The organism is Methylobacterium sp. CM6241 (assembly GCF_054817845.1).
In genome coordinates, this window is sequence record NZ_CM139246.1 from 1,214,021 (window position 1) to 1,236,743 (window position 22,723).

A 22,723-nucleotide genomic window follows, 5' to 3' on the forward strand; every position below is an offset into this window, starting at 1 on the left:
CAGAAGGGGCGCGGCATTCGGCCAGCGATCACTCCGGTTTGCCCAAACGAACATGCCCACACAGGTCATCCACCGCGCCCCCGGGCGGATATCCCCGGCCCGCGCCACCGCTTTCCTCGCGTCACTCCTCGGCTCGACCTTGCTCGCGGGCGAGGTCCGCGCCCAGGATTCCATCGGCCAGAATAGCGTCACCCTCGACCAGCTCACCGTGGAGGGGAGCGGGGTCGGCCTCACGCGGGCGAACCCTGTCGGGCTCAACCTCTCGACCCCCTCCCGCAGCGCCAGTCGCCTCGGCCTGACGCCGCTGGAGACGCCCGCCAGCATCGATGTCATCAGCGGCGAGACCGCGCGCATTCGGGGCCAGAACACGGTGGTCGAGGCGGTGACGCAGAACGCCACTGGCATCACCACCATCGCGTCGCCGGGCAACGGCAACGGTGCCTTCTCCAGCCGGGGCTTCGCCGGCCCGAACTCGATCCAGCAGCTCTATGACGGCACGCGGCTGTTCGTGGGCGCCGGCACGGTGACCTTCCCGTTCGACACCTGGAACGTGGAGCGGATCGAGGTGCTGCGCGGCCCGGCCTCCGTGCTCTATGGCGACGGCGCCATCGGCGGCGTGGTCAACGTGGTCTCGAAGAAGCCGAGCTTCACGCCGATCCATGCCGCCCGCGCCGCCACCGGGTCGGACGGGCTCGCGCGCCTCGCCGTCGATCTCGGCGGCCCCATCGGCGATGCGGTGGCCTACCGCCTCAATGTCAGCGGAAACCGCGACGGCGGCTGGACCAGCCCGAACGGGGATTTCCGCAACCTCGCGGTCTCGGGCGCGCTGCTGTTCCAGCTCAACCCCGATCTCGCCGTCACCCTCAGCCACGATCTCGGCTACCAGGAGCCCGCGCGCTACTGGGGCACGCCGCTGGTCAATGGCCGGATCGTCCAGTCCCTGCGCAACAACAACTACAATGTCGACGGCGCGAAGATCGTCTGGGCCGATAACTGGACTCAGCTCAAGACCGAGTGGACGCCCAGCGCCGACATCACCATCCGCAACACCGCCTACCGGCTGCAGAGCCGTCGCCACTGGCTCGATGTCGAGCAGTACCGGTTCAATAGCGGTACTGGACGGATCGACAGGTCCGACTACCTCGAAATCTACCACAACCAGGAGCAGGTCGGGAACCGCTTCGACGCCGCCTTCAAGGGCGACCTGTTCGGCTTCCGCAACGAGTTCGCCATCGGATTCGACGTCAACCACGTGGATTTCCGCCACACCAACAACTTCTCCAGCGTGGGCGGCGGCCTCGTCACCAGTGTCGATCCGTTCACCTACGATCCGGGCCTGTTCCCGGCCAATGGCCGCGCGAGCCCGGCCTATGCCACCAGCACCAACCAGGCCTCGGTCTTCGCCGAGAACCGGCTGATCCTGAGCGAGCAGCTCTCCTTCCTTACCGGCGTGCGTTTCGACGCGCCGACCCTGCACCGGCGTAACCTGCAGACCGGCGACACCTTCGCGCGCTCGTTCGAGGCCCTGAGCTACCGGTTCGGCCTCGTCTACAACCCGACGCCGGATTCGGCCCTCTACGTGCAATACGCCACCGCCACCGATCCGGTGGGAAGCCTCATCAGCCTGTCGCAAACGAACGCCAATTTCGACCTCTCCACCGGCGAGCAGATCGAGGTCGGGGCCAAGGGCCTCGCGCTGAACGGCGCCCTCGAATGGACGGTGGCGGGCTACCGCATCGTCAAGGACAACCTGATCTCGGCGGTGCCGGGCCAGCCCAATGTCTCGACCCAGGTCGGCCGGCAATCCTCGCACGGGGTGGAGGGGGCGCTCGCCCTGCGCCTGCCCGACGGCTGGCGCATCGACGCCAACCTCGCCTTGCTCCACGCGCAATACGACGAGTTCCGGGAAGGGGCGGTGTCCTATGCGGGCAACCAGCCCAAAGACGTGCCCGAGCGCGTCGCCAATGTCTGGCTCAATTGGGCCTTCGCCCGCGACTGGGAGGCGCGGATCGGGCTGCAGAATGTCGGCCGGGTCTTCAGCGACTTCTCCAACACTGCGCCGCGGCCCGATTACACCCTGGCCCATCTCGGCCTCGACCATCAGGTCACCCCGGCCTCGCGCCTGAGCCTTCGCGTCTACAATCTGTTCGACACAACCTACGCGATCAGCGGCAACGCCGTGGACGGGATCGGCACCAACTGGATCCTCGGGCGCCCGCGCTCGTTCGAGGTCGCCTACAGCGTCGCGTGGTGAGCCTGTTCAAGCAGGGCAAGCGGTGGCTGGTCCTCGGCCATCGCTGGCTGGGCATCGGAACCGGGCTGCTCTTCGCCCTCTGGATCGGCTCCGGGCTGGTGATGCTCTATGTGCCGTTCCCGAGCTTGACGGTGACGGAGCGCCTCGCGCGTCTTCGCCCGATGGCGTGGGAGGCGGTCGCGGTCTCGCCGGACGAGGCCCTGGCCCAGTTGGGCGAGACCCGGATGCCCCGCAGCCTCGATCTGGAAATGCGCGGCGACGAGCCGGTCTACCGGATATCGTCCGGCGATGGCCGCCGCATCACCCTCTCGGCGCGGACCGGCGCGCCGGCGGGTCCGGTCGATGCCGAGGCGGCCCAGCGCCTCACCGGGGCCGGTCCCGGCGCGTCCGTGGAGGAGGTCGCGCGCGACCAATGGACGGTGACGGCCCGCTACGATCAGCTCCGCCCGTTCCACAAAATCGCGGTGAACGACGCGGCCGGCACGGAGCTCTACGTCTCGAAAGGGACGGGGGAGATCGTCCTCGACACGACGCGGTTCGAGCGCGGCTGGAATTGGGTCGGTGCCGTCACCCACTGGGTCTATCTCACGCCGTTGCGTGCCCGCGCGGAGTTGTGGCGCGACGTGGTGCTGTGGCTCTCCGGCATCGCCGCCTTCACGGCGCTCACCGGCCTCGTCCTGGGGATCTGGCGCCTGCGCCTGAGGCGGCGCTACGCGCGAGGGCGCGTCACGCCCTATCGCGGGATGGCACGCTGGCACCATTTCGCCGGGCTTATCGGCGGGATCGGCCTCACCACCTTCATCCTCAGTGGCTGGCTCTCGATGAACCCGAACCGCTGGTTCACCTCCCTCGCGCCGCCCGCCGCCCTGCGCGAGGCCTATGCCGGGGCGGACAACCCTGTCGGCATCGAGACAGAGAGCCTGCGGGCGATGGCCGCCCATGCGCCCCTCGGCCTGCATCTCGCGCGGATCGGCGGACACTGGGTCGCGATGGGGCTCGACCGCACCGGCAAACGGGCGATCGGAGACGCACCCTCGACCGCCCGGATCGCGGCGGCGGCGGGTCTCGCGATGTCGGGTGCGAGGCTGGAGGGCGTCGATCGCCTGGAATCCCACGACCTCTACTGGTCGCCGCTCACGAGCGGGACGCTCCCCATCCTGCGCCTGCGCTTTGCCGATCCCGCCGCGACTTGGCTGCATGTCGACCCGCAGAGCGGCGAGATCCTCAACCGGCTCGACCGCTCCGGCCGCGTCAACCGCTGGCTGTTCACGGCGCTCCACCGCCTCGATCTGCCGGTCCTCGTCGGCCACCCGCCGGCGAGGGACGCGGCGCAATGGCTGCTCAATCTGCTCGCCGGAGCCTTGGTGATCACAGGGCTCGTCATCGGCTGGCGGCGGATCGGCCCGAAGGCCAGCGCGCATTCCCCTCTCCCCGCGTGCGGGGAGAGGGCCGCGACGACCCCGTCGTCGGCGCGGCGAGGCGGCAGCCGAGGGTGAGGGGCGCGTCCGAAGGAGCCGCATCCGGGGATCCCCCCTCACCCTCGCCCTGACGGGCTCACGTCGCCTCCCGACGAGGGGAGGACGACGTCCTCTCCCCGCCCGCGGGGAGAGGGGGAACCCCGCCTCTTTTGAATAGGGAAGTGCCCTCAGACTGTTGGACTCGAAGGCCGGCGCGCATTCCCCTCTCCCCGCGCGCGGGGAGAGGGCCGCGTCTCCCCCTCGTTGGGGAGCGCGGCGAGGCGGCAGCCGACGGTGAGGGGGCGCGTCCGAAGGAGCCGCATCCGAAAACACCCCCTCACCCTCGCCCTGCCGGGCTCACGCCGCCTCCCGGCAAGGGGAGGACGACGTCCTCTCCCCGCCCGCGGGGAGAGGGGGACCGGCCATTTCCGAATAGGGACGTGCCCTCAGACTGTTGGGCTCGAAGGCCGGCGCGCATTCCCCTCTCCCCGCGCGGGGAGAGGGCCGCGACGGCCCTGTCGTCGGCGCGGCAAGGCGGCAGCCGAGGGTGAGGGGGCTTATCCGAAGGAGCCGCATCCGGAGATACCCCCTCACCCTCGCCCTGACGGGCTCACGTCGCCTCCCGGCAAGGGGAGGACGACGTCCTCTCCCCGCCCGGCGGGGAGAGGGGGGCGCGCGTTCCCTATTGCTGCTGGGCCTGCTGCGATTGGCGCATGAAGCTGTCGGGTGTGCCGGTGCCGTCCGAGACGAAGCGGATGTCGCGCGGTTCGCGGCGGGGTGTGTCGACGGAGAGGAACACCATCGGCTCCTCCAGGATCTCCGGCACGGAATGCACCACGCCGCGCTGGAACATCACCAGCTTGCCCGGCCCCACCTCGACGGCGGGTTCGTCGGCGAACTTCATCATGCAGCGGCCGGAAAGGACGTAGAGATACTCGTCGCAGGAGGCGTGGCTGTGTGGCGGGGTCGGTGAATAGACCCGGAACACCCGTGCGCTCGCCGCCGGAACGTCGACGAAGCGATGGTCGGCCACCATGGTGGAACAGGCCTCCGGCAGGGTCGCCACGGCGGCGGCGACGTCGAACACCGCATGGGCGGCCGTGCTGGAATGTGTCGGGTCCTTGTCCATCGCGCGTCCTGGGGCTGTCCATCTGATTGCCGGCATAGGATACCCGCTTTTCGCGCCCGCCCCAACGACGATGCCGCGATGCGGCCCCGGGAAGACGGGCCCGCCCCCTCAGGCGGCCCGCACGGTCGCGAGGAAGCGGGCGACGTCGGTGCCGAGGCGGTCCGCCTGGCGGGACAGTTCGGCGGCGGCCGAAAGCACCTGGCTCGCCGCCGCGCCGGTCTCCTCGGAGGCCTGGGCGACGCCCCCGATATTCGCGGTCACTTCGCTCGTTCCGCTCGAGGCTTCCGCGACGTTGCGGACGATTTCCTGGGTCGCCGCGCCCTGCTGCTCCACCGCCGCCGCGATGCTGGTCGCCACGACGTCGATTTCGCGGATGCGGGCGGTGATGTCGCCGATGGCGCTGACCGCCTCGCCGGTCGCCCCCTGGATCATGCCGATCTGCCGGCCGATCTCGTCGGTGGCCCGTGCGGTCTGGTTGGCGAGTTCCTTGACCTCCGCGGCGACCACCGCGAAGCCGCGACCGGCCTCGCCGGCCCGCGCCGCCTCGATCGTGGCGTTGAGCGCCAGAAGATTGGTCTGGCCGGCGATCTGCGAGATCAGCACGACCACGTCGCCGATGCGGGAGACCGAGCCGTCGAGCGCCTGGACGAGGTCGGCCGTCCGGTTGGCTTCGCTGACCGCCCGGCGGGCGAGCTCGGCCGAGCCGTCGACCTGCCGGCTGATCTCGCTCACCGAGGCGCCGAGTTCCTCGGCCGCCGCCGCCACGGTGCCGACATTGGCCGCCGCCTCCTCGGCCGCCGCAGCGACGCTGGTGGATTGGGCCGCCGTCTGCGTCGCCGTGGCGCTCATGCTGCGGGCGGTGGCCTGAAGCTCGGTCGCCGAGGACGAGACCGTGGCGACGATGCCGCCCACCGCCGCTTCGAGTTCGTCGGCGAGGCTGAGTACGGCCTGCCGCTGCCGGGCCGCCACCGAGGCCGCCAGACGCTCCTGCTCGGCGCGATGCAGCCGGCGCTCGACGACGCTGTCGCGGAAGGCTTCCGCCGCCTTCGACAGGGCCCTGACTTCGCGTGGGCCGCCCTGGGGCACGGCGACATCCTCGTCCCCCCGGCCGATCGCATCGAGCACCGAGGCCATCCGGGTCAGCGGCCGGGCGATGGCGCCGCCCAGCCCGAAGGCGAGGCCCACGGAGAGCAGGAACGTGGCGAGGCCGGCGACCAGCCAGGCCAGCAGCGCGCTCTCCGCCCCCGTCCGGGTCGCGGCGGCGGCGGCGACCAGATCGGCGCTCAGGCGGTCCTCGACCCCCTTCAGGCCGTCGATCCGCTTCGACGCGAGCTGGAACCAGAGCGGAGCGTCGCGGAAGGGCAGCGTTTCGCCCACAGCCGTATCCAGCGCGAGCTTGCGCAGGCGCGCCGTCTCACGGGCGGCCTCGGAGGCCTCCACCGCGTCGAGCAAGGCCGCCTGGTCGGCCTCCGCTCCGGCGCGGAACCGTGCCTCGGCGGAGCTCTGTCCGCCTCCCAGGCCCGCGAGCCGGACGAGGGCCTGCTGGTCGAGGCGACCCGCCGAGAAAGCGGCGGCCCCCGCCGCGCGCTCCTGGCCCGCCTGCTCCTTCAGGGTGAGGAAGGCCGAATAGGCCGAGGCCCGCCGCGCGATGGCGGCATTGCCGACGAGACCCGCCATCTCGCGGACGATGGCAAGCCCTTCCGAGACCAGTCCGGTATAGAAGGCTGCGGCTTGCGGCCCGGTCAGTTCCAGCGCGTCGATGCGACGGCGCTGGTCCGCCAGCCGGGCCAGATCCTGTTCGAGCGCCTGCCGGTGGCGTCCGAAGGCCGGATCGTCCAGGGCCGCTTTCACGTCGCGGATGCCGGCATCGGTCCGGCCGCGCTGGGCCGCGAGTTCGGGCGCGAACTGGCTCCCCGTCGAGCCGATGAACAGGCTCGACGCGCCGCGCTCGCGCTGGACCTCGTGCAGGAAGGCGCTGATCCGCGTGGCGAGGCTGGCCAGCGCCTCGACGCGGATCATCTCGTTGCGCTGCGTCGCCCGGTCAGAGACCGCGATCGCCGTCACGGCTCCGAAGGCGAGACAGGGTGCCAGGGCGACCGCAACGATGCGGGCGCGGAGCGTATTGAACCATCTGAAAGACATGCTGGCACCCTGATCTGCCGAGATGGCTCGATCCACTCGGCGAGAACGCATAAATAATGTTAAAGAATGTTATATACTTGAGGAATGAGTGCGGTCGATTGTGTGGAGACCGGTGCGTGCAGGCCTCCAAGTCGCACAACCGATCCACTCCCCCTTGTGCGGGTTGATTTCCTGCAAAAAAATGCATTGCGGATGGCTTCCTGGCCGGATGTTGTTTGTCTCGGGAAAAGGCCGACACCGTCGTCAGGTCGTCCCTCCTCTCGGCTTCAGCGCCTCGGCCATCCGTCTCACCGCCGGTATGACGGCACGCTCCGGCACGCAGGCATAGCCGAGAAGCAGCCCCTGCTCGGCGCGCGCCGGATCGGCGAAATGCGGCGAGAGCGCCGTCGTGGCGATGCCGGCACGCGCGCAGGCGTCCACCGCCGTGAGATCGTCGAAGGCCGCCCCGGCCGGGGGCCGAGCCACCAGATGCATGCCGCCGTCGCGGGTCGGCACCTCCAGCAGCCCGCCGAAGTGGTCGCGGCCTGCCGCGACGAGGGCGGCCTGTCGCTGCCCGTAGAGACGCCGCGTCCGGCGCAGATGCGCGCCGAAATGGCCCTCGTCGATGAAGCGGGCCAGCGCGCCCTGTCCGAGGATCGAGGCGAAGCCGCCGCTGCCCGTGAGGGCGCGGCGGACGGGCTCCACCAGGGTTTCCGGCAGGACGAGGTAGCTCATCTGCAGGGCCGGCATGAGCACCTTGGAGACGCTGCCGACATAGAGAACGCGTCCGGCCCGGTCGAGGGCGTGGAGCGGCGCCAGCGGCCGCCCGGCATAGCGGTACTCGCCGTCGTAATCGTCCTCGACGATCCAGCCACCCTGCGCCTCCGCCCAGGCGAGGAGGGCGAGGCGGTTCTCCAGGCTCATCGTGGCGCCGAGGGGATGGCCCTGGGCCGGCGTCACCACCGCCAGCCGCGCTCCGGGATCGATGGACCGCGCCCGCGCGATCGAGAATCCCGCCGCGTCGCAGGGCACCGGGACCGTGCGCAGGCCGGCGGCGTGCAGGGCGTGGGCGAGACCGGGAAAGCCCGGCTCCTCCAGATAGGCCGCCTCGCCGGGCTCCAGCAGAAGTTCGGCCAGGAGGCGGAGGCTCTGGCGGATGCTGCTCGTGACGATCACCGCCTCTTGGTGACAGGCGACCCCGCGCCCGGCCGACAGATAGGCGGCCAGGGCCCGGCGCAGGCGCGGCTCGCCCAGGGGATGGAGCAGGCTGGGAGGGCCGGCCCGCCATTCGGCCTGGAGCAGGCGCGCCCAGGTTTCACGTGGAAACGCATCCAGGGCGGGGCGACCGAGGGCGAAGGCGTCGGGGATCGGAGGGGCGTCGCCCCGTGCCGAGGCCATGGCGGCCCCGCGGCGCGAGAGCACCGCCGTCGCAAGCGAGGGGCGGGCGGAGGAGCCCGGATTGCGTGGGACCAGGAGGTCGTCGGGCAGGGTCTCGGCGACGCGGGTGCCGGAGCCCGCACGCGTGGTGAGGTAGCCCTCGGCCACGAGCTGCTCGATGGCGAGGAGGATCGTGCCGCGTGCGCAGCCGAGATCCTCCGCGAGGCTGCGGGAGGAGGGCAGGCGCTCTCCGGGCGGCAGGCGGCCTGACAGGATCGCGTCGCGTACGGCTTCCCGCACGCGCCCGTGCAGGCTCGTCTCCGCTCGATGGGGCCCGCCGGCCGGCGGCGGATCGAGGGCGAGCTGGAGTGGAAGGGGAGGGCGGCGCCGGGTCGTCGTCGAACTGGTCCAGTCGGGATGCGGAAACTGGATCTTCCGCATGATCCGCTTCGCGTCAACAGAGGCGGCGAACACCACGCCGCGCCGAGGATCATCATGTACGAGCCGCCCCATTTCCGGTGCGACGATCTCGAAGCCCAGGCCGCCCTCATCCGCGCCTGTCCGCTCGGCCTCCTCGTGAGCGCGGGCGCCGGCGGGCTGATGGCCAACCCGGTCCCGTTCCTGCTCGACCGCGAGGCGGGGGAGGCGGGCACGCTCCGGGCGCATCTCGCCCGCGCCAACCCGCACTGGCGCGACCTCGACGGGCTCGCCGAATGCCTCGTCGTGTTCCAGGGTCCCGACCGCTACGTCACGCCCTCCTGGTACGCGATGAAGCGCGAGACGGGGAAGGTCGTGCCGACCTGGAACTACGCCACCGTGCAGGCACGGGGCCGCCCGCGTGTCATCGAGGACGAGGCCTGGCTGCGCCGGCAGATCGACGACCTGACGCGGATGCGCGAGGCCGGGCGGGACGCGCCCTGGTCGGTGGCGGACGCGCCGCCGGCCTTCACGGCGGCGCAGATCAGGGGGATCGTCGGCATCGAGATTCCGATTGCGCGGCTCACCGGCAAATGGAAGGTCAGCCAGAACCGCTCGGAGGCGGACCGCGCCGGCGTCGCGGCGGGCTTGCGCCGGGATGCGGGCGGCGACGACGCCATGGCGGATCTCGTCGACAGAATGGGACAGCGGGCATGAGCGAGCGCGTGAACCGTTACGGCCAGCCGATCGGCCCCGCCCTGCCGGAATGGAGCCCGCCGCCGCCCCCGCCGCGCGAGGCGTTGCAGGGCCGGTTCTGCCGGATCGAGCCCCTCGACGCCGAGCGCCATGCGGGCGACCTCTTCGGCGCCCTGGCGTACGACCCGGCGCGCTGGACCTACCTGCCCGGAGAGCCCCCGGCGGACGAGGCGGAGTATCGCGCTCGACTGGTCGAGATCGCCCGCAGCCGTGACCCGCTGCATCACGCGATCCTCGACGCCGCCACCGGCCGCGCGCTGGGCCTCGCGGCCTATCTCAGGATCGAGCCGGCCCATGGCTGTATCGAGGTCGGCCATCTCCAGTTCGGCCCCGGCCTCGCCCGGAACCCCGCCGCCACCGAGGCGATGGCCCTGATGATGGCCCGCGCCTTCGACCTCGGATACCGCCGCTACGAGTGGAAATGCGACAGCCTCAACGCGCCCTCCCGCGCGGCGGCCCTGCGCTACGGCTTCACCTTCGAGGGCATCTTCCGCAACGCCATCGTCACCAAGGGCCGCTCGCGCGACACGGCCTGGTTCGCGGTGACCGATGCGGACTGGCCCCGCCTGCGGGAGGCCTTCGCCGCCTGGCTCGCGCCGGAGAATTTCGACGATGCCGGGCGCCAGAGGCGGAGCCTCGCGGCTCTGCGGGGTTGAAGCCCCCGAAGGCCCCTGATCGCGATCGAGACGTCGGCAACCGTGTGGATGACGTGTCCAACAAGGTGTCGTCGTCCGCCCCTCCATCCGCCTCGCCGCTTGCCGTATCGGCGAAGGTGATCAGGTCGGTTCCGGCTTCCCCGAGGACGAGGTTCAGGCCGGACGTGTCCGACATCGTGTCGGTCCCCGAGCCTCCCGCGACCTGATCGTCGCCCGCGCCGCCGTGGATCGTATCGTGCTATCCACCGGGAGCATATGCGAGGAACGAAACCCAATAAGGGCCGCCGGACAGTCGATGTGCCGTCCGTGTCCTCGAGACAATCCGGATCACTTCATCTTCGCTGGACGTGACCCGTCGCATTCCAAGGTCAATCCAGTCATCGAGAGGCTATTCATTGTCCAGCCTGCGTGATTAACATCGTTGAAAACCAACATAATATACGAAATGGAATGTCATCCTGGCTGCATCATATGTTGTTGCGCCACAAATCGATTTTGGATCGGATATCTATTAGTTAGGCACATCGTTCCACGGGCTTGAAATCCTTCCTGCGCTTTAGGGAGACGTTCCATGAAAGCACTGGTTTGGCACGGGACTCAGGATATCCGCTGCGATACGGTTCCGGATCCCAAGATCGAAGTTGATCGAGATGCGATCATCAAGGTAACCGCTTGCGCGATCTGCGGTTCGGACCTGCACCTCTACGACCATTTCATGCCCGGCATGGAGAAGGGCGACGTCATGGGCCACGAGTTCATGGGCGAGGTCGTCGAGACAGGCAAAGGCGTCAACGGTGCGCTCAGAAAAGGTGAGCGCATCGTCGTGCCCTTCACGATCATCTGCGGCGAGTGCGACCAGTGCAAGCGCGGTTACTTCTCCGTCTGCGAGCGCACGAATCGCAACAAGGACATCGCCGACAAGGTTTTCGGGCACACCACCGCGGGCTTGTTCGGGTACACCCATCTCACCGGTGGTTACCAGGGCGGCCAAGCCGAATACGTTCGCGTGCCGTTCGCCGATAAGACGCACATCAAGGTGCCCGAGAATCTCAGCGACGAGCAGGTGCTGTTTCTCGGTGATATCTTCCCCACCGGCTGGCAAGCGGCGGTGCAGGCCGATATCCAGCCGACCGATACGGTTGCAATCTGGGGTGCCGGCCCCGTCGGTCAGATGGCGCTGCGCTCCGCCCTTCTGCTCGGGGCCAGACAGGTAGTCTGTATCGACAGCGTACCCGAGCGCCTCGAGATGGCGCGCGCCGGCGGTGCGATCACCATCGACAATAGCCAGGAAAGCACGGTCGAACGATTGAACGAGCTGACGAGCGGCAAGGGCCCGGAGAAGTGCATCGATGCCGTCGGCATGGAAGCGCATTCCCCCCGCGCCCTCGAACACGCCTACGACCGGCTGAAGCAGGCGGTGATGCTGGAGAGCGACCGCGCCGCAGTGCTGCGCGAGATGATCTACGTCTGTCGGCCCGCCGGAATCCTCTCGATTCCGGGCGTCTATGGCGGGCTCGTCGACAAGATGCCGATGGGAGCCCTGATGAACAAGGGTCTGACCATCCGCACCGGCCAGACCCACGTGAACCGGTGGACGGACGACCTCGTCAAGCGCATCGACGAGGGGCAGATCGATCCCTCCTTCGTCATCACGCACCGGGCCAAGCTCGAACAAGGGCCGGAGATGTACAAGACCTTCCGTGACAAGAAGGACAACTGCATCAAGGTGGTGCTCAGACCCTGATTGTGTCCCCGGCCCGTCTCGCCGGGACGGGCTGGCTTGGCCCCACTGCGGCAGGGAGGACGTCCGCATGTCTCACCGCGACCAGAACCGCGCTTCCGGGCGCTCGACTCTGCCGAGCTATCTCGTCTCGGAGCCGCGTCGAAGACCCGATCCCGGGACCAGGGAACTCGCCCGCGGGTTGGGTTGGTTCTCGGTCGGCCTTGGGCTGACCGAAGTGGTGTGTGCCGACGCCCTGGCTCGCTGGCTCGGAATGCCGCGCGCCGCTCCGGTCATCCGAGCCTACGGTGTGCGCGAACTCGTGCAGGGTGCCGGGATCCTGGGCTCGCATGATCCGACCCCTTGGGTGTCGGCCCGCGTCGCAGGAGACGCCCTCGATATCGCTACGGTTCTGCCCGGGCTCGATCCGCAGAATTCGCGCAAGGACAACGTGTTGATCGCCCTTGTGGCACTCGTCGGCGTCACAGCCGTCGATGTGATCTGTGCGCGGAGCCTTTCGGAAGCACCCCTTGCCCCGTCCGACAAGGTCCGGCGCGATTACCGCCGCCGGAGCGGCTTCCCACGGCGTCCCGAGGCGATGCGGGGCGCGGCCCGTGACTTCAAGCCGCCACCCGACATTATCGGCCCCGAGGCGATGCGTCCCTGGACGCTCACGAACGCCTGAACCCGTCCTACGGTCTACGGAATGCTGCCGCTCCGGGTCGAACGCAGCCCCGAGGGGCGGAGAACACGCACACGGTCACGCCCACCCACAGGTTCCTCCGTCACCCTGCTGACGGGCAAACAGCTCCCCCCAACCTCCACCCTTAAACGAGTTGATCTCGGCTGCAATGTAAGGAAGAAGAGGGCCCATCTTTTCCGAGTGCAGGCTCCGGGTGTTCTCATGAAATACTTATTAGTATCGAATGAGAGTTTCGGCCTCACCGTCATCCGGCTGGTCTGATCATGGGCGAACATCACAAGCACGCGTCGGTCGGAGTCGCGCAGGCGATTTTCGACGGGTTGCCGTCCGCCGACCGGGCGAAGGTCGAGGCGGAGGCCGCGACCAAGGGCGTGAGCGCCCTGGAGATCGTGCGCCAATCCCTCGACATTCTGATCTCCGATGCCAAACCGGCGACCGCTGGCGGCGGAACGGGTCCGGCGCAGTAAGGGCCGTCGCGTCATGGTTCGGCCACGGCCGATGACCGGCCGCCCCGGTCTCGTCGCGGGGGCGCTCCTGCTGCTGTCGGCCCTGTCCGGCCCCGCGCGGGCGCAGCGGGTCGAGGACGGGTCCGACGTCGTCATCGGCAAGGGCGTGGCGGCGACGATTCTCGGCATGGTGGGAGAGCGTTTCGGCGCGCTCGACCCGAAGGTGACGGCGTTGCGCAAGGCGGAGGGCGGGTGGATCTGCGGCTCGGTCAACGTGAAGAACCGGGACGGGCTCTATATCGGCGAGCGCGGCTTCGTGGCCGATCCGTCGAGCGCGTTCTTCGGCCGCGTCCCGGAGGGGCCGGAACTCCTCAACCCGCGCGCCGAGGGGTTCCAGGCCCTGGAGCGGACCAGGCAGCTGTACTTTACCCATTGCCTGGATTGACCCTCGCCGCGAGGGACCACGGGGCGTCCCGAATCCGTCGGGACCGGCGACACCAAAGCCGGGCCTCGCCGTTATCCCCCCATGATGATGGACACGCCCCGCCTCGGTTTCTGCTGCAATTTCGTGCTCGACGACGATCCCGCCAGTTTCAAGACGCTGAAGGCCGCCCGCGAGGCGACGCTTCACATGAACCTGTCGCACACCACCATGAGTCATCTCGACAAGCTCGCGCCGTCGGCGCGGCGGGCCAAGCTCGAGAGCCTCGCCCGGCACAACCTCGCGGCGCTGGAACGGCAGATCGCCTGGGTGGCGGCGCGGCCGCCCCTGGAGCGCCTGCTGCGCATGGCGAGCAACGTCCTGCCCGGCTACACCCACGAGGTCGCGCGGGCGATCTATGCCGAGCCCGAGATGGTCGCCCTCGTGGAAGCCGGTCTCGCGCGGGTCGGCGAGCGGGCGCGGGAGGGCGGCGTGCGCCTCAGCTTCCATCCCGGGCCGTTCTGCGTCATCGCCTCGCGCAACCCCAATGCCGAGCGCAACGGCATCTCCGAACTCGAATACCATGCCGAGTTGATGGCGATGATGGGGTATGGCGCCGGCTGGCACCCGCATGGCGCCCATATCAACATCCATGTCGGCGCCCGCGACCCCGGCATCGACGGGTTTCGCGCCAGCCTGCCCAAGCTCTCGCAGACCGCGCGCGACCTGCTGACGGTGGAGAACGACGAGAACGCTTTCGGCCTCGACACCGTGCTGGACCTGGCCGACCGCGTTCCGGTGGTGCTCGACCTGCACCACCACTGGGTCCAGAGCGGCGGCGTCTATATCGAGCCCGATGACACGCGGATCGCCCGTATCCGCGAGTCCTGGCGAGGCGTGCGTCCCATCGCCCATATCAGCCTCTCGCGCGAGGCTTTGCTGGAGGGGCACGACCCGGACACGCTGCCCGATTACGCCGCCCTGGTGGGAGCCGGGCACAATTGGCGCGACATCGCGGCCCATTCGCACCTGATGGGCAACCGGGCGCTCAACGCCCTCGTGGCCCGGCACCTCGCCTGGGCCGATTTCGAGATCGAGGCGAAGGGCAAGAACCTGGCCTCCACCGGGATCGCCGCCGAGATCGGGCAAGTGGAGGGCTTTGCGGGCGCCAGCGCTGCGGCCTGAGGCGAGGCCTCGCCGCGCGGGGATTTGGCTCGTCCCATACCAGACCTCGATGAGCTTGACTCATCGAGGTCTGCCCGCGCGACGGCGCGGCGGCGGTCGTCCGCCGGATCTCACTGATCCTGACCTATAGGTCAGGATCAGTGAGGCTTGGTATCAGCGGCGCGTCGGCTTCTGCATCTTGACGACGGTGCTCTTGGGGCGGCCGATCGGCTTCAGGGGAGCCTTGGCCTCCAGGGCGGCGCGGGCGAGGTCCTGGGGGCGCGGCGCGCCGTTCGCGATCCGCATCAGGGCCTCGGCCATCTCCTCGATGGTCTGGGCCGCCTCGCCCTCCAGCGTCTCCTCCGCCCGGATGCCGGGAAGTTCGGGCGCGATCTCCTCGGCGGCTTCGCGCAATTGTTCGATCAGCTCGGCCGGCGAGTAACGGGAGGGAGGTGCATATGCCATTCCGCGACCATGGCAGCAGCCGGCGGCCTCGACAACCGGCCCGCCGGACCGAGGGTCGATCTCGCGGGAAGGACGGGTTTGCCGTGGACGGTCCCGGGCCGGGATCGCAGACTCACGGTTTCCATCGGTCGAATTCTGATGTCGAGGGCCTGATCACAGATTCGCTTCGGGCGGCAAAAGGATGTCGGCGGCGCGGCGGCAAGCGGATCGTCCGACTCCCACCCGATCTTGCCGGAGAAGCCGACATGCCGTGTCGCCCGAAGCGGTTCTCCGGCCGGGTTGCGACGCTTTTACGCTCCACCGAGCACCGACGTGCATTTCGGTTGCCTCATCAAGGACTTCATGCCTAACGTCGTTGCTTCGACGGGTCGGGTGACGAAGGATTTGGCTCGTTGGGTGCAGATGACGCGACGGCTGAACCGGGCCTGCCGTACTTCTGCCTGACGACGTCGGGCTTGCCACCCGGAGAGGCCTTCGAACGATGGCGCACGCTCCTGGCGCCGATGTACGAGGTCAGTCCGACGACGCGCTCCGCCGTCCTGCCTTTCGGCACCAACATCGCGTACCCGATCGACGACCTCGTCGCTCATCGCACCCTGCTCTCGACCCAGCGGCTCCAGCGCGATCGCCGACGTGTCGATGCCGGGTCCGACCAGTACACCGTCCAACTCTACCGGTCCGGCCGATTTCAGGGCACCGTCGCGGGAAGAGCGATCGCGGCCTCGGCCGGTACCGTGACCTTCATCGGCCGCCGTCACCTGCTCGATGGCATGCTCGACCGCGCCGATACGACCGGCATCGTCGTCCCCTGCGCCCGCCTCCATGGGTTGCCGCTGGAAGATCATGAGATGCTCTTCGATGCGGCCCGCAACCGGTTGCTCTCCGCCCGCATTCTGGACCTCTACCGCCGCTTGCCGACCACGCGCCTCGACGACGCCCCGGCTCTCGCCGTCGAGTTCGTCGGCTTCCTGCGCCGCCTGCTCGATCCCTCGCGGGCCAAGGACGTGCTCGAAGGCCGCGACCTCGATGGCGGCCTGATGGCGCTGGCCAGGATGATCGTGCAGGAAAACCTGTCCCGGTCCGACCTGTCGCCCGCCTTCATCGGCGGACAGATGCGGGTCTCGCGGGCCACGCTCTACCGGCTGTTCGAGCCGGAAGGGGGCGTGATGCACTTCGTGCAAGGCGAGCGCCTGAAGGCCATGCGCGACGCGCTGGCCGATCCGATGGAGACGCGCACCCTTGCCCGTCTGGCCGAGGTCTTCGGCTTCAGCAGTGCCTCGCAGCTCAGCCGCAGCTTCCGCAACCGCTTCGGCGCGCCACCCCAGGCCTGGCGGGGCGAGCGCCGGGTGGTCCAGCAGACCAGCGGTCAGGGGACGGTGCAGCACGTCTGGAAGTGGCTGCGCGAAACGCGTTGACCCCTTCACCCGGGTGTGCCGACGAGATCGACGCCGTAAGTCGGCGGCCGCATCCCCCTCGCACCGGTCCGGCCTTCGGTTAGGCCCCGGCGGATACCCTGGACGATGCCCGCCGAGGGCGTTTCGTGCCCGGAAGCAGGTTGGCAGAAATCCATTCCTCACGGACAGGAGCCCCGTCCGGGTTGACGTGCGCCTTCTTATGTAACATCGTTTGCTACATGAGACGCGATAGCCGCCTGTCCGGCATTCTCCACGTATTGCTCCACATGGCCGAGGAGCCGGGCCCGGTGACCTCCGAGGTGCTGGCCGCCGCCATGCAAACCAATCCGGTCGTCGTGCGCCGCATCATGGCCGGACTGCGCGAGGCGGGCTTCGTCCGGTCCGAGCGCGGGCACGGTGGTGGCTGGACGATCGCGCGCGAACTGCACGAGATCACCCTTCGCGACATCTACGTCGCGCTCGGTTCGCCCGCACTCCTCGCCATCGGCAACCGCACGGAATCGCCGGGCTGCCTCGTCGAGCAGGCCGTGAACGCCGCCCTCGATACGGGCTTCCGCGAGGCCGAAGCGCTGCTGCTGGAGCAGTTCGGCCGCGTCACCCTCGCGGCCCTCAGTGCCGATTTCCACGCCCGTCTCGCCGCACGGGGCGGCACCCTCACCCTGGAGCAGGCCCATGGCATTTGACGTGATCATCGTGGGGGGCAGCTTCGCCGGCTTGTCGGCGGCGACCTACATCGCCCGCGGGCGACGCTCGGTCTGCGTGATCGATACGGGCAACCCGCGGAACCGCTTCGCGGCGGCCTCCCACGGCTTCTTCGGTCAGGACGGAAGCGACCCCCGGGCGATGATCGCGCAGGCGCGCGCACAGCTCGCGGGGTACCCTCAGGTGACGTTCGTGGCGGGGGAGGTCGTGGACGCCCGCGCGGGCCAGGACTTCGCCATCGTCCTGGCGGGTGGAGAGACCCTGCACGCCGCCCGCCTCGTTCTCGCTCACGGTATCTCGGACGTTCTGCCGGACCTGCCCGGCCTTGCCGAGCGCTGGGGCAAGAGCGTCCTCCACTGCCCCTATTGTCATGGCTATGAATTCGCGGAGCGGAAGCTGGGGGTGCTCGCGCTATCGCCGATGTCCGCCCACCAGGCTTTGCTGATCGCCGAATGGGGGCCGACGACGCTCTACCTCAACGGCGGTGATAGGCCCGATGAGGCAATGCATGCCCGGCTCGTCCAACGGGGCATCGAGATCGAGCCGGCTCCGCTGGTCGCTCTCACGGGCGACGGCGATACGTTGTCGGGTGTGCGGCTCGTGGACGGCCGAACGGTCGCGGTCGATGCCCTCTATCTCGCACCGCGTTCACGCTTGAACAGCCCGCTCGCGGAACGTCTGGGTTGCGCGCTGGACGAGGGACCGTTCGGTCCGGTCATCCGCACGGATTCCAGCAAACTGACGACGGTGGCGGGTGTCTATGCTGCGGGCGACATCGCCCGCGCCCCCCATAGCGTGAGTTGGGCCGTGGCGGACGGTGTGACGGCGGGCGTTTCCGTGCACCAGTCCCTCGTCTTCGCAAGCCTGGCTGCCTGACCCCGTGCGGATGCTGTCGCATTGGCTCTTCGCCCAACCCCGCCGTAGAGCGGACGGACGGGTTCCGGCCCATGCCAGCCATGGAAACTGCCGTTCCAAACTGGAAAAGAACAACACGGTCATTCACTTGCGTGGATAGCCAGAGACCCTCTCGGCGAGGAGCCTTCAGCGCAAAGGGTGGGTCCTGGTTCGCCGCATGTGGGCTTTTCGCTCTCTGGGCATCGATCCGGCCCTTCACGCCAGCCCATCGTCATTGCCCCCGAGAAATCGAGGGCAGCCAAAGGTCCTGAGCGGGACCGGTCGGGGCGGCGCGTGTCGTCCGCTCGCTCGGTCGCTCTCCTGCATGGTGGCCGCGCCAAGGGCTTGCTGCACGGTGGAGGACACGCGGTCAATTTGAGAAAAGACCGCGACGATGCGGCGGTCTTAAGCGAACCTTTGCCTTGTTCTGGCCTCTGGGCGTAGGAGACGTCGCGTTCCGAGGGGCGATCACCCGTGACCATACGGCCTCAACCATACCACGACGGCTCCGCGACAGAGGCGTCCCCCCTCGATGGCGCCGCCGTTCCGGAACGGCTGAGCCCGAAGGAGCAGGGGGTGCTCAGCCTTGCCCTGCGCAAGGGAAGCGGCAACCCGGTCGACGATCTCCTCGCCGCCTCCGAGGCTCCCTCGCGCCAGATGGCGCTCCCGCTCTGGCTGCTGCTGGTCGGGCGCGACGCGGTTCACAAGCGGTGGGGCATCGTGACGGGGGCGGGGCTCGTCTGGACGGCGTTCGGCCTCGCGCTCGTGATCGACGCCTTCGACGGGGCCCTCCACATTCCCGACCGCTGGTTCGGTCTCCTCCTCGTGTTCGAGGCGGTGGGCTCGTTCGTCCGCGGCCTCGTCGCCACCGGCGCCGCGCGTCGGCTGCGCCTCCTCAAGGCGGTGCTCCTCCTCGTGGTGGCGGTGCTGACGATGCTGGCCTCGCCCGCGAGCACGTTCCTGCTCGCCATGCTGTTCGGGGCCGCCTTCCTGTTCGATGGCCTGTCGCGCTTCGCGCTCTCGAACGTGCTGCGCTTTCCGGGCTGGCGCCTGTCGGCGGCGCACGGGCTGTTGGGAGTCGCCCTCGGCATCGTCACGCTGCAACCCTGGCCCACCTGGTACGCCGGCACGGTCGGGTTCTGCATCGGCGCCTTCCTGATCCTGAGCGGAATCAAGGTGGCGATCCTCGGGTTGAGGTTGCGGCGCCCTCCCGTGGCGCCTGGACAAAACTTGGCTCCCGAGCCGCACTTAGTTCCTGAGCCGCCTTTGGCCGGGACCGGCCCGGAAGCGCTGACCGTCCATGTCTGGACGCCGACCGGAACGGCGTCGATCCCGGTCCGGCAGCGCCTGGTGCATCGCTACGTCATCTCGGTGAACGGGCACGGCCACATCTCCACCGGCCATGCCGCCCTGGAGCTCGGCGAGCCGGGCGAGGAGGGGGCGCTCTATGTGAGCCACTACCCCGCCGTGGAGATCGACCGCTCGCCCGACCATCTCCGCGCGACCCTGCGCGCCGGCCCGGAAAACGACGTGCCGGGCCGCTTCCTGCCGAGCTACCGCGAGGAGGCGGACGATTGGTGTGAGGCCACCGTGACGGTCACCCTCCACGGAATCGACGGTGCGCGCCTGAGGCGCTTCTGGGCCGCCTATCGTCGCGACACGACCTACAACCTCGTCGCGCGGAACTGCTCGACGACGGTGGCCTGTGCCCTCGACGCCGCCGTCGAGGGCGCGTTCAACCGGAACGGCAAGCCGTGGCGCACCCTCGCCCAGGCGGCGATGAGCCCGGAATTCTGGGCGGCCGCGCTCCTGCGCAACGGTGCGGGCGCGATGACATGGACGCCGGGTCTCGTGCTCGATTATTCGCGGGCGCTCAGCGCCCTGATCGATCCCGTCTCGCCGGTCCAGGCGATCGGCTGGAACGGCGTGAAGCGGCGGCTCCTGCGCAACTGGCGCGCCGAGGCGGTGGCGCGGATGCGGAGCCTCGCCCGACGGCGCTCGCCGGCGTCATAGGCCGGCGGAGGGCAGTGGGTCGGTCTGACATCCGATGGGGACGACCAGGCCCCGGAAGGTTCGGGCGACCCTGGCGCGATGGGGATTTGCAGATCCCCATGGTACCCAGCCACAGCGTCGCCGTTTCAGCGTGCCGGAGCGACAAGAACCGCTTCCGCCGGTCGGTGACGACGGCCGGGTTCCATTCCTGCCGCTCGACGACCTCCACGTCGTCCGCCGCCATGGCACCGGCCGCCGGCCTTTCTCACGCACACGTCCTGGCGAACCGTATCGTATCAGGACGCGGATCAACGATGGCGGGTGGATAGAGCCGGCGCTTCCGCGTTTTTCCGGGATGTCGTTGATGGAGTGGTCGAAGTCTGACGGATGGTACCCGTCCTGAGTGTCCGAGATGAGTGGGGAGCGGACCCTGCCCCCTGGCCCTGAAGCGGACGTTCCACCTCCAACCCTTAGAAGACGGAGACCGTCCATAATGTCCATGATCTGATTGAGAACTTGCGATAGAACGGCTCGTTGAGCAATTAGGGATTGTTCACGCGGCCCGAGGGTAAGTCATTGATTTTCGTCGTACTTGGAGTGCCGCTAGCACTTGCCGTGATATTACCTACGAGGCGATCACTACTTTTATCTGCAATTTTGATCGCTCTCGTAGACGTGATGGTGATATTCGGACTATTCGTAACTTATCAAGTAAATTTTCTTATTGTTTATCCCTTTATTGCTATTTTGACAGGCAGCATTGGAGCATTTATTGGAATTGGCACAAAGCTATTAGTATTAGAGTATCGCTGTCGCAAAAGCATACTATCAAATTTATAATTCTAGTAGTGGCGGCTTTTCTTTAGCTTGCATGCCAGCGTGGCTTATAATTCAGTCGCGCTAGCTCCATCATTGATTGAAATACTCCATAACGCAGTAGGTCGGCTGTCCAGCCGACCCGGACGTCGGCCATCCTCCACCAAGCTGCTCTGAAGCGGACCTTCCGAGCGTCGGTGAAGGGTCCAGGCTGTGTGAAAACGTGCTGATCTGATAGGGTAAATTCCGATCTTGGAGGTCGGGATGAAGCGCTTCATCGCAGGTGAGGATCGTCAGCAGATCACGCTGCTTCCCGATTGCCTGGACGACTATATCACCGCCGACAATCCGGTTCGCCTCGTCGAAGTGTTCGTCGATGAGCTCGATCTGACGGCACTCGGCTTTGCAGGCGCGGTGCCGGAGGCGACCGGCCGTCCGGCCTATCACCCGGCGACGCTGCTCAAGATCTACCTCTACGGCTACCTCAACCGTGTCCCGTCGAGCCGTCGGCTCGAACGCGAGAGCCAGCGCAACGTCGAGCTGATTTGGCTGACCGGTCGGCTGATGCCCGACTTCAAGACGCTGGCCGACTTCCGCAAGGACAACGGTTCTGCCATCCAGGCCGCTTGCGCGCAGTTCGTGGTGCTGTGCCGGCGGCTGAACCTGTTCAGCAAGGCCGTCGTCGCGGTCGACGGCAGCAAGTTCAAGGCGGTCAACAACCGCGACAAGAACTTCACCGCCGCCAAGGTCGAAGCCCGGATGGCGCAGGTCGAGACGAGCATCGGCCGTTACCTCGCGGCGCTGGACCGGGCTGACCGCGAGCCGAGCGACATCGCCGAGGCGCGCACGACGCGGCTCAAGGAGAAGATCGCGGGCTTACGCGAGCAGATGCAGGTTCTCCAGGCGAGAGGCCGGCAGGTCGAGGCTGCGCCCGATCGCCAGATCTCGCTGACCGATCCCGATGCGCGCTCCATGGCGACCAGCGGCAAAGGCACCGGCATGGTCGGCTACAACGTCCAGGCGGCCGTGGATGCCGAGCATCACTTGATCGTCGCCCATACGGTGACCAACATCGGCAATGATCGGACCCAACTCGCGCCGATGGGGCTTCTGGCGCAGGCAGCGACAGGATGCGACACGCTTACGGTGCTGGCCGATCGGGGCTACCTCAACGGCGAGCAGGTCCTGGCCTGCGAGGGGACCGGCGTGCTGCCCTGCGTGCCAAAGACCCTGACCTCGGGCCATGCCAAGCGTGGCCTCTTCACGGGACAGGACTTCGTCTACGACGCCGAAAACGATCACTACACCTGTCCCGCCGGCCAGCACCTGACCAAGGGGCCGGCCCGGTCCGATCGCCGGGCCGAGGGCGACGAGATGGACCACTACCGCAACCTGACGGCCTGTCTCGATTGCGCGCTCAAGCCCCGCTGCACGCCGGCGGAGACGCGGCGTGTCAAACGCTGGGTGCACGAGGGCGTCCTCGACGCAATGCAGGCGCGGCTCGACCGAATGCCAGACGCGATGAAGATCCGTCGCCAGACCGTCGAGCACCCATTCGGCACGCTGAAGGCCTGGATGGGAGCGACCCACTTCCTGACCCGGACCTTGGCCAGGGTCAGAACAGAGATGAGCCTGCAGGTTCTGGCCTACAACATGAAGCGGATGATCCAGATGTTCGGGGTCGGTCCGCTGATGGCGGCGATCCGAGCCTGAAGGCCACCACTTCGCTCGGCGACACTCTCAGGACATTCGCCTTGAACCTGAGGGATCTGCGTTCTCACACAGCCTCGGTCGAAAGCGGACCCTGCGGCAAGTACC

At 68.3% G+C, this 22,723-nt stretch carries 18 protein-coding genes and 1 pseudogene; 14 read left to right on the forward strand and 5 right to left on the reverse strand.

The features are described 5' to 3' along the window. The first annotated feature begins 52 nt into the window (after nucleotides 1–52). Both ACYQR9_RS05625 and ACYQR9_RS05630 read left to right on the forward strand, forming a co-directional pair. Entirely contained in the window at nucleotides 53–2,254 is a 2,202-nt protein-coding gene (locus ACYQR9_RS05625) for a TonB-dependent receptor (RefSeq protein WP_461228974.1), read from the forward strand. Then, complete coding sequence (locus tag ACYQR9_RS05630) at nucleotides 2,248–3,750, forward strand: PepSY domain-containing protein (protein ID WP_461228975.1); 1,503 nt, start codon at nucleotides 2,248–2,250, stop codon at nucleotides 3,748–3,750. The genes ACYQR9_RS05625 and ACYQR9_RS05630 overlap by 7 nt, the downstream gene beginning before the upstream one ends. A 643-nt stretch (nucleotides 3,751–4,393) precedes the next feature. On the opposite strand, the gene ACYQR9_RS05635 is transcribed toward ACYQR9_RS05630, so the two are convergent. The 3 genes from ACYQR9_RS05635 to pdxR all read right to left on the reverse strand — a co-directional run bounded on the left by ACYQR9_RS05635 (nucleotide 4,394) and on the right by pdxR (nucleotide 8,779). Continuing rightward, the gene (locus ACYQR9_RS05635) at nucleotides 4,394–4,840 is read right to left on the reverse strand and encodes a cupin domain-containing protein (protein WP_056428555.1); all 447 of its coding nucleotides are present in this window, start codon (nucleotides 4,838–4,840) and stop codon (nucleotides 4,394–4,396) included. Nucleotides 4,841–4,948: 108 nt separating this feature from the next. Continuing rightward, on the reverse strand, nucleotides 4,949–6,982 hold the full coding sequence (locus ACYQR9_RS05640) for a methyl-accepting chemotaxis protein (RefSeq protein ID WP_461228976.1): 2,034 nt from the start codon (nucleotides 6,980–6,982) through the stop codon (nucleotides 4,949–4,951). Between the two features lie 243 nt (nucleotides 6,983–7,225). After that, on the reverse strand, nucleotides 7,226–8,779 hold the full coding sequence (gene pdxR / locus ACYQR9_RS05645) for a MocR-like pyridoxine biosynthesis transcription factor PdxR (RefSeq protein ID WP_461228977.1): 1,554 nt from the start codon (nucleotides 8,777–8,779) through the stop codon (nucleotides 7,226–7,228). 54 nt (nucleotides 8,780–8,833) lie between these two features. On the opposite strand from pdxR, the gene ACYQR9_RS05650 reads away from it, so the two are divergent. Next, nucleotides 8,834–9,472 (forward strand): FMN-binding negative transcriptional regulator, encoded by a 639-nt coding sequence (locus ACYQR9_RS05650; protein ID WP_461228978.1) that lies wholly within the window; start codon nucleotides 8,834–8,836, stop codon nucleotides 9,470–9,472. Further along, complete coding sequence (locus tag ACYQR9_RS05655; protein ID WP_461228979.1) at nucleotides 9,469–10,167, forward strand: GNAT family N-acetyltransferase; 699 nt, start codon at nucleotides 9,469–9,471, stop codon at nucleotides 10,165–10,167. The genes ACYQR9_RS05650 and ACYQR9_RS05655 overlap by 4 nt, the downstream gene beginning before the upstream one ends. Nucleotides 10,168–10,342: 175 nt before the next feature. Here the strand turns inward: ACYQR9_RS05655 and ACYQR9_RS05660 are convergent. Next, a pseudogene (locus ACYQR9_RS05660) lies at nucleotides 10,343–10,399 on the reverse strand (hypothetical protein); the annotation flags it as partial. Between the two features lie 339 nt (nucleotides 10,400–10,738). On the opposite strand from ACYQR9_RS05660, the gene ACYQR9_RS05665 reads away from it, so the two are divergent. From ACYQR9_RS05665 to ACYQR9_RS05685, 5 genes are all read left to right on the forward strand, one after another. After that, nucleotides 10,739–11,911, forward strand: coding sequence for a zinc-dependent alcohol dehydrogenase (locus ACYQR9_RS05665; protein WP_461228980.1), 1,173 nt, complete (start codon nucleotides 10,739–10,741; stop codon nucleotides 11,909–11,911). Nucleotides 11,912–11,978: 67 nt separating this feature from the next. Continuing rightward, on the forward strand, nucleotides 11,979–12,572 hold the full coding sequence (locus tag ACYQR9_RS05670; RefSeq protein ID WP_311276760.1) for a cyclase dehydrase: 594 nt from the start codon (nucleotides 11,979–11,981) through the stop codon (nucleotides 12,570–12,572). Between the two features lie 281 nt (nucleotides 12,573–12,853). After that, the gene (locus ACYQR9_RS05675) at nucleotides 12,854–13,057 is read left to right on the forward strand and encodes a hypothetical protein (RefSeq protein ID WP_461228981.1); all 204 of its coding nucleotides are present in this window, start codon (nucleotides 12,854–12,856) and stop codon (nucleotides 13,055–13,057) included. 31 nt (nucleotides 13,058–13,088) lie between these two features. Next, nucleotides 13,089–13,481, forward strand: a complete 393-nt coding sequence (locus tag ACYQR9_RS05680) for a hypothetical protein (RefSeq protein ID WP_461228982.1) — start codon at nucleotides 13,089–13,091, stop codon at nucleotides 13,479–13,481. An 81-nt stretch (nucleotides 13,482–13,562) separates the two neighbouring features. Then, nucleotides 13,563–14,642 carry a UV damage endonuclease UvsE gene (locus tag ACYQR9_RS05685; RefSeq protein ID WP_461228983.1) on the forward strand — a complete coding sequence of 360 codons (1,080 nt, stop codon included), beginning with the start codon at nucleotides 13,563–13,565 and terminating at the stop codon, nucleotides 14,640–14,642. 153 nt (nucleotides 14,643–14,795) lie between these two features. Here ACYQR9_RS05685 and ACYQR9_RS05690 read toward each other — a convergent pair whose 3' ends face one another. Then, nucleotides 14,796–15,086 (reverse strand): hypothetical protein, encoded by a 291-nt coding sequence (locus tag ACYQR9_RS05690; RefSeq protein ID WP_056428532.1) that lies wholly within the window; start codon nucleotides 15,084–15,086, stop codon nucleotides 14,796–14,798. 392 nt (nucleotides 15,087–15,478) lie between these two features. On the opposite strand from ACYQR9_RS05690, the gene ACYQR9_RS05695 reads away from it, so the two are divergent. The 5 genes from ACYQR9_RS05695 to ACYQR9_RS05715 all read left to right on the forward strand — a co-directional run bounded on the left by ACYQR9_RS05695 (nucleotide 15,479) and on the right by ACYQR9_RS05715 (nucleotide 22,618). Beyond that, a complete protein-coding gene (locus tag ACYQR9_RS05695; RefSeq protein WP_461228984.1) occupies nucleotides 15,479–16,501 on the forward strand; it encodes a helix-turn-helix domain-containing protein in 1,023 nt (340 codons plus the stop codon). Nucleotides 16,502–16,719: 218 nt separating this feature from the next. After that, nucleotides 16,720–17,184: an RrF2 family transcriptional regulator gene (locus ACYQR9_RS05700; protein ID WP_056428528.1), complete on the forward strand. Its 465-nt coding sequence runs from the start codon at nucleotides 16,720–16,722 to the stop codon at nucleotides 17,182–17,184. Then, nucleotides 17,174–18,079, forward strand: a complete 906-nt coding sequence (locus ACYQR9_RS05705; RefSeq protein WP_461228985.1) for an NAD(P)/FAD-dependent oxidoreductase — start codon at nucleotides 17,174–17,176, stop codon at nucleotides 18,077–18,079. Before ACYQR9_RS05700 ends, ACYQR9_RS05705 begins: the two co-directional genes overlap by 11 nt. A gap of 492 nt (nucleotides 18,080–18,571) precedes the next feature. Further along, a complete protein-coding gene (locus ACYQR9_RS05710) occupies nucleotides 18,572–20,110 on the forward strand; it encodes an HdeD family acid-resistance protein (protein WP_461228986.1) in 1,539 nt (512 codons plus the stop codon). Between the two features lie 1,059 nt (nucleotides 20,111–21,169). Further along, complete coding sequence (locus tag ACYQR9_RS05715) at nucleotides 21,170–22,618, forward strand: IS1182 family transposase (protein ID WP_461228987.1); 1,449 nt, start codon at nucleotides 21,170–21,172, stop codon at nucleotides 22,616–22,618. Nucleotides 22,619–22,723: the final 105 nt, after the last annotated feature.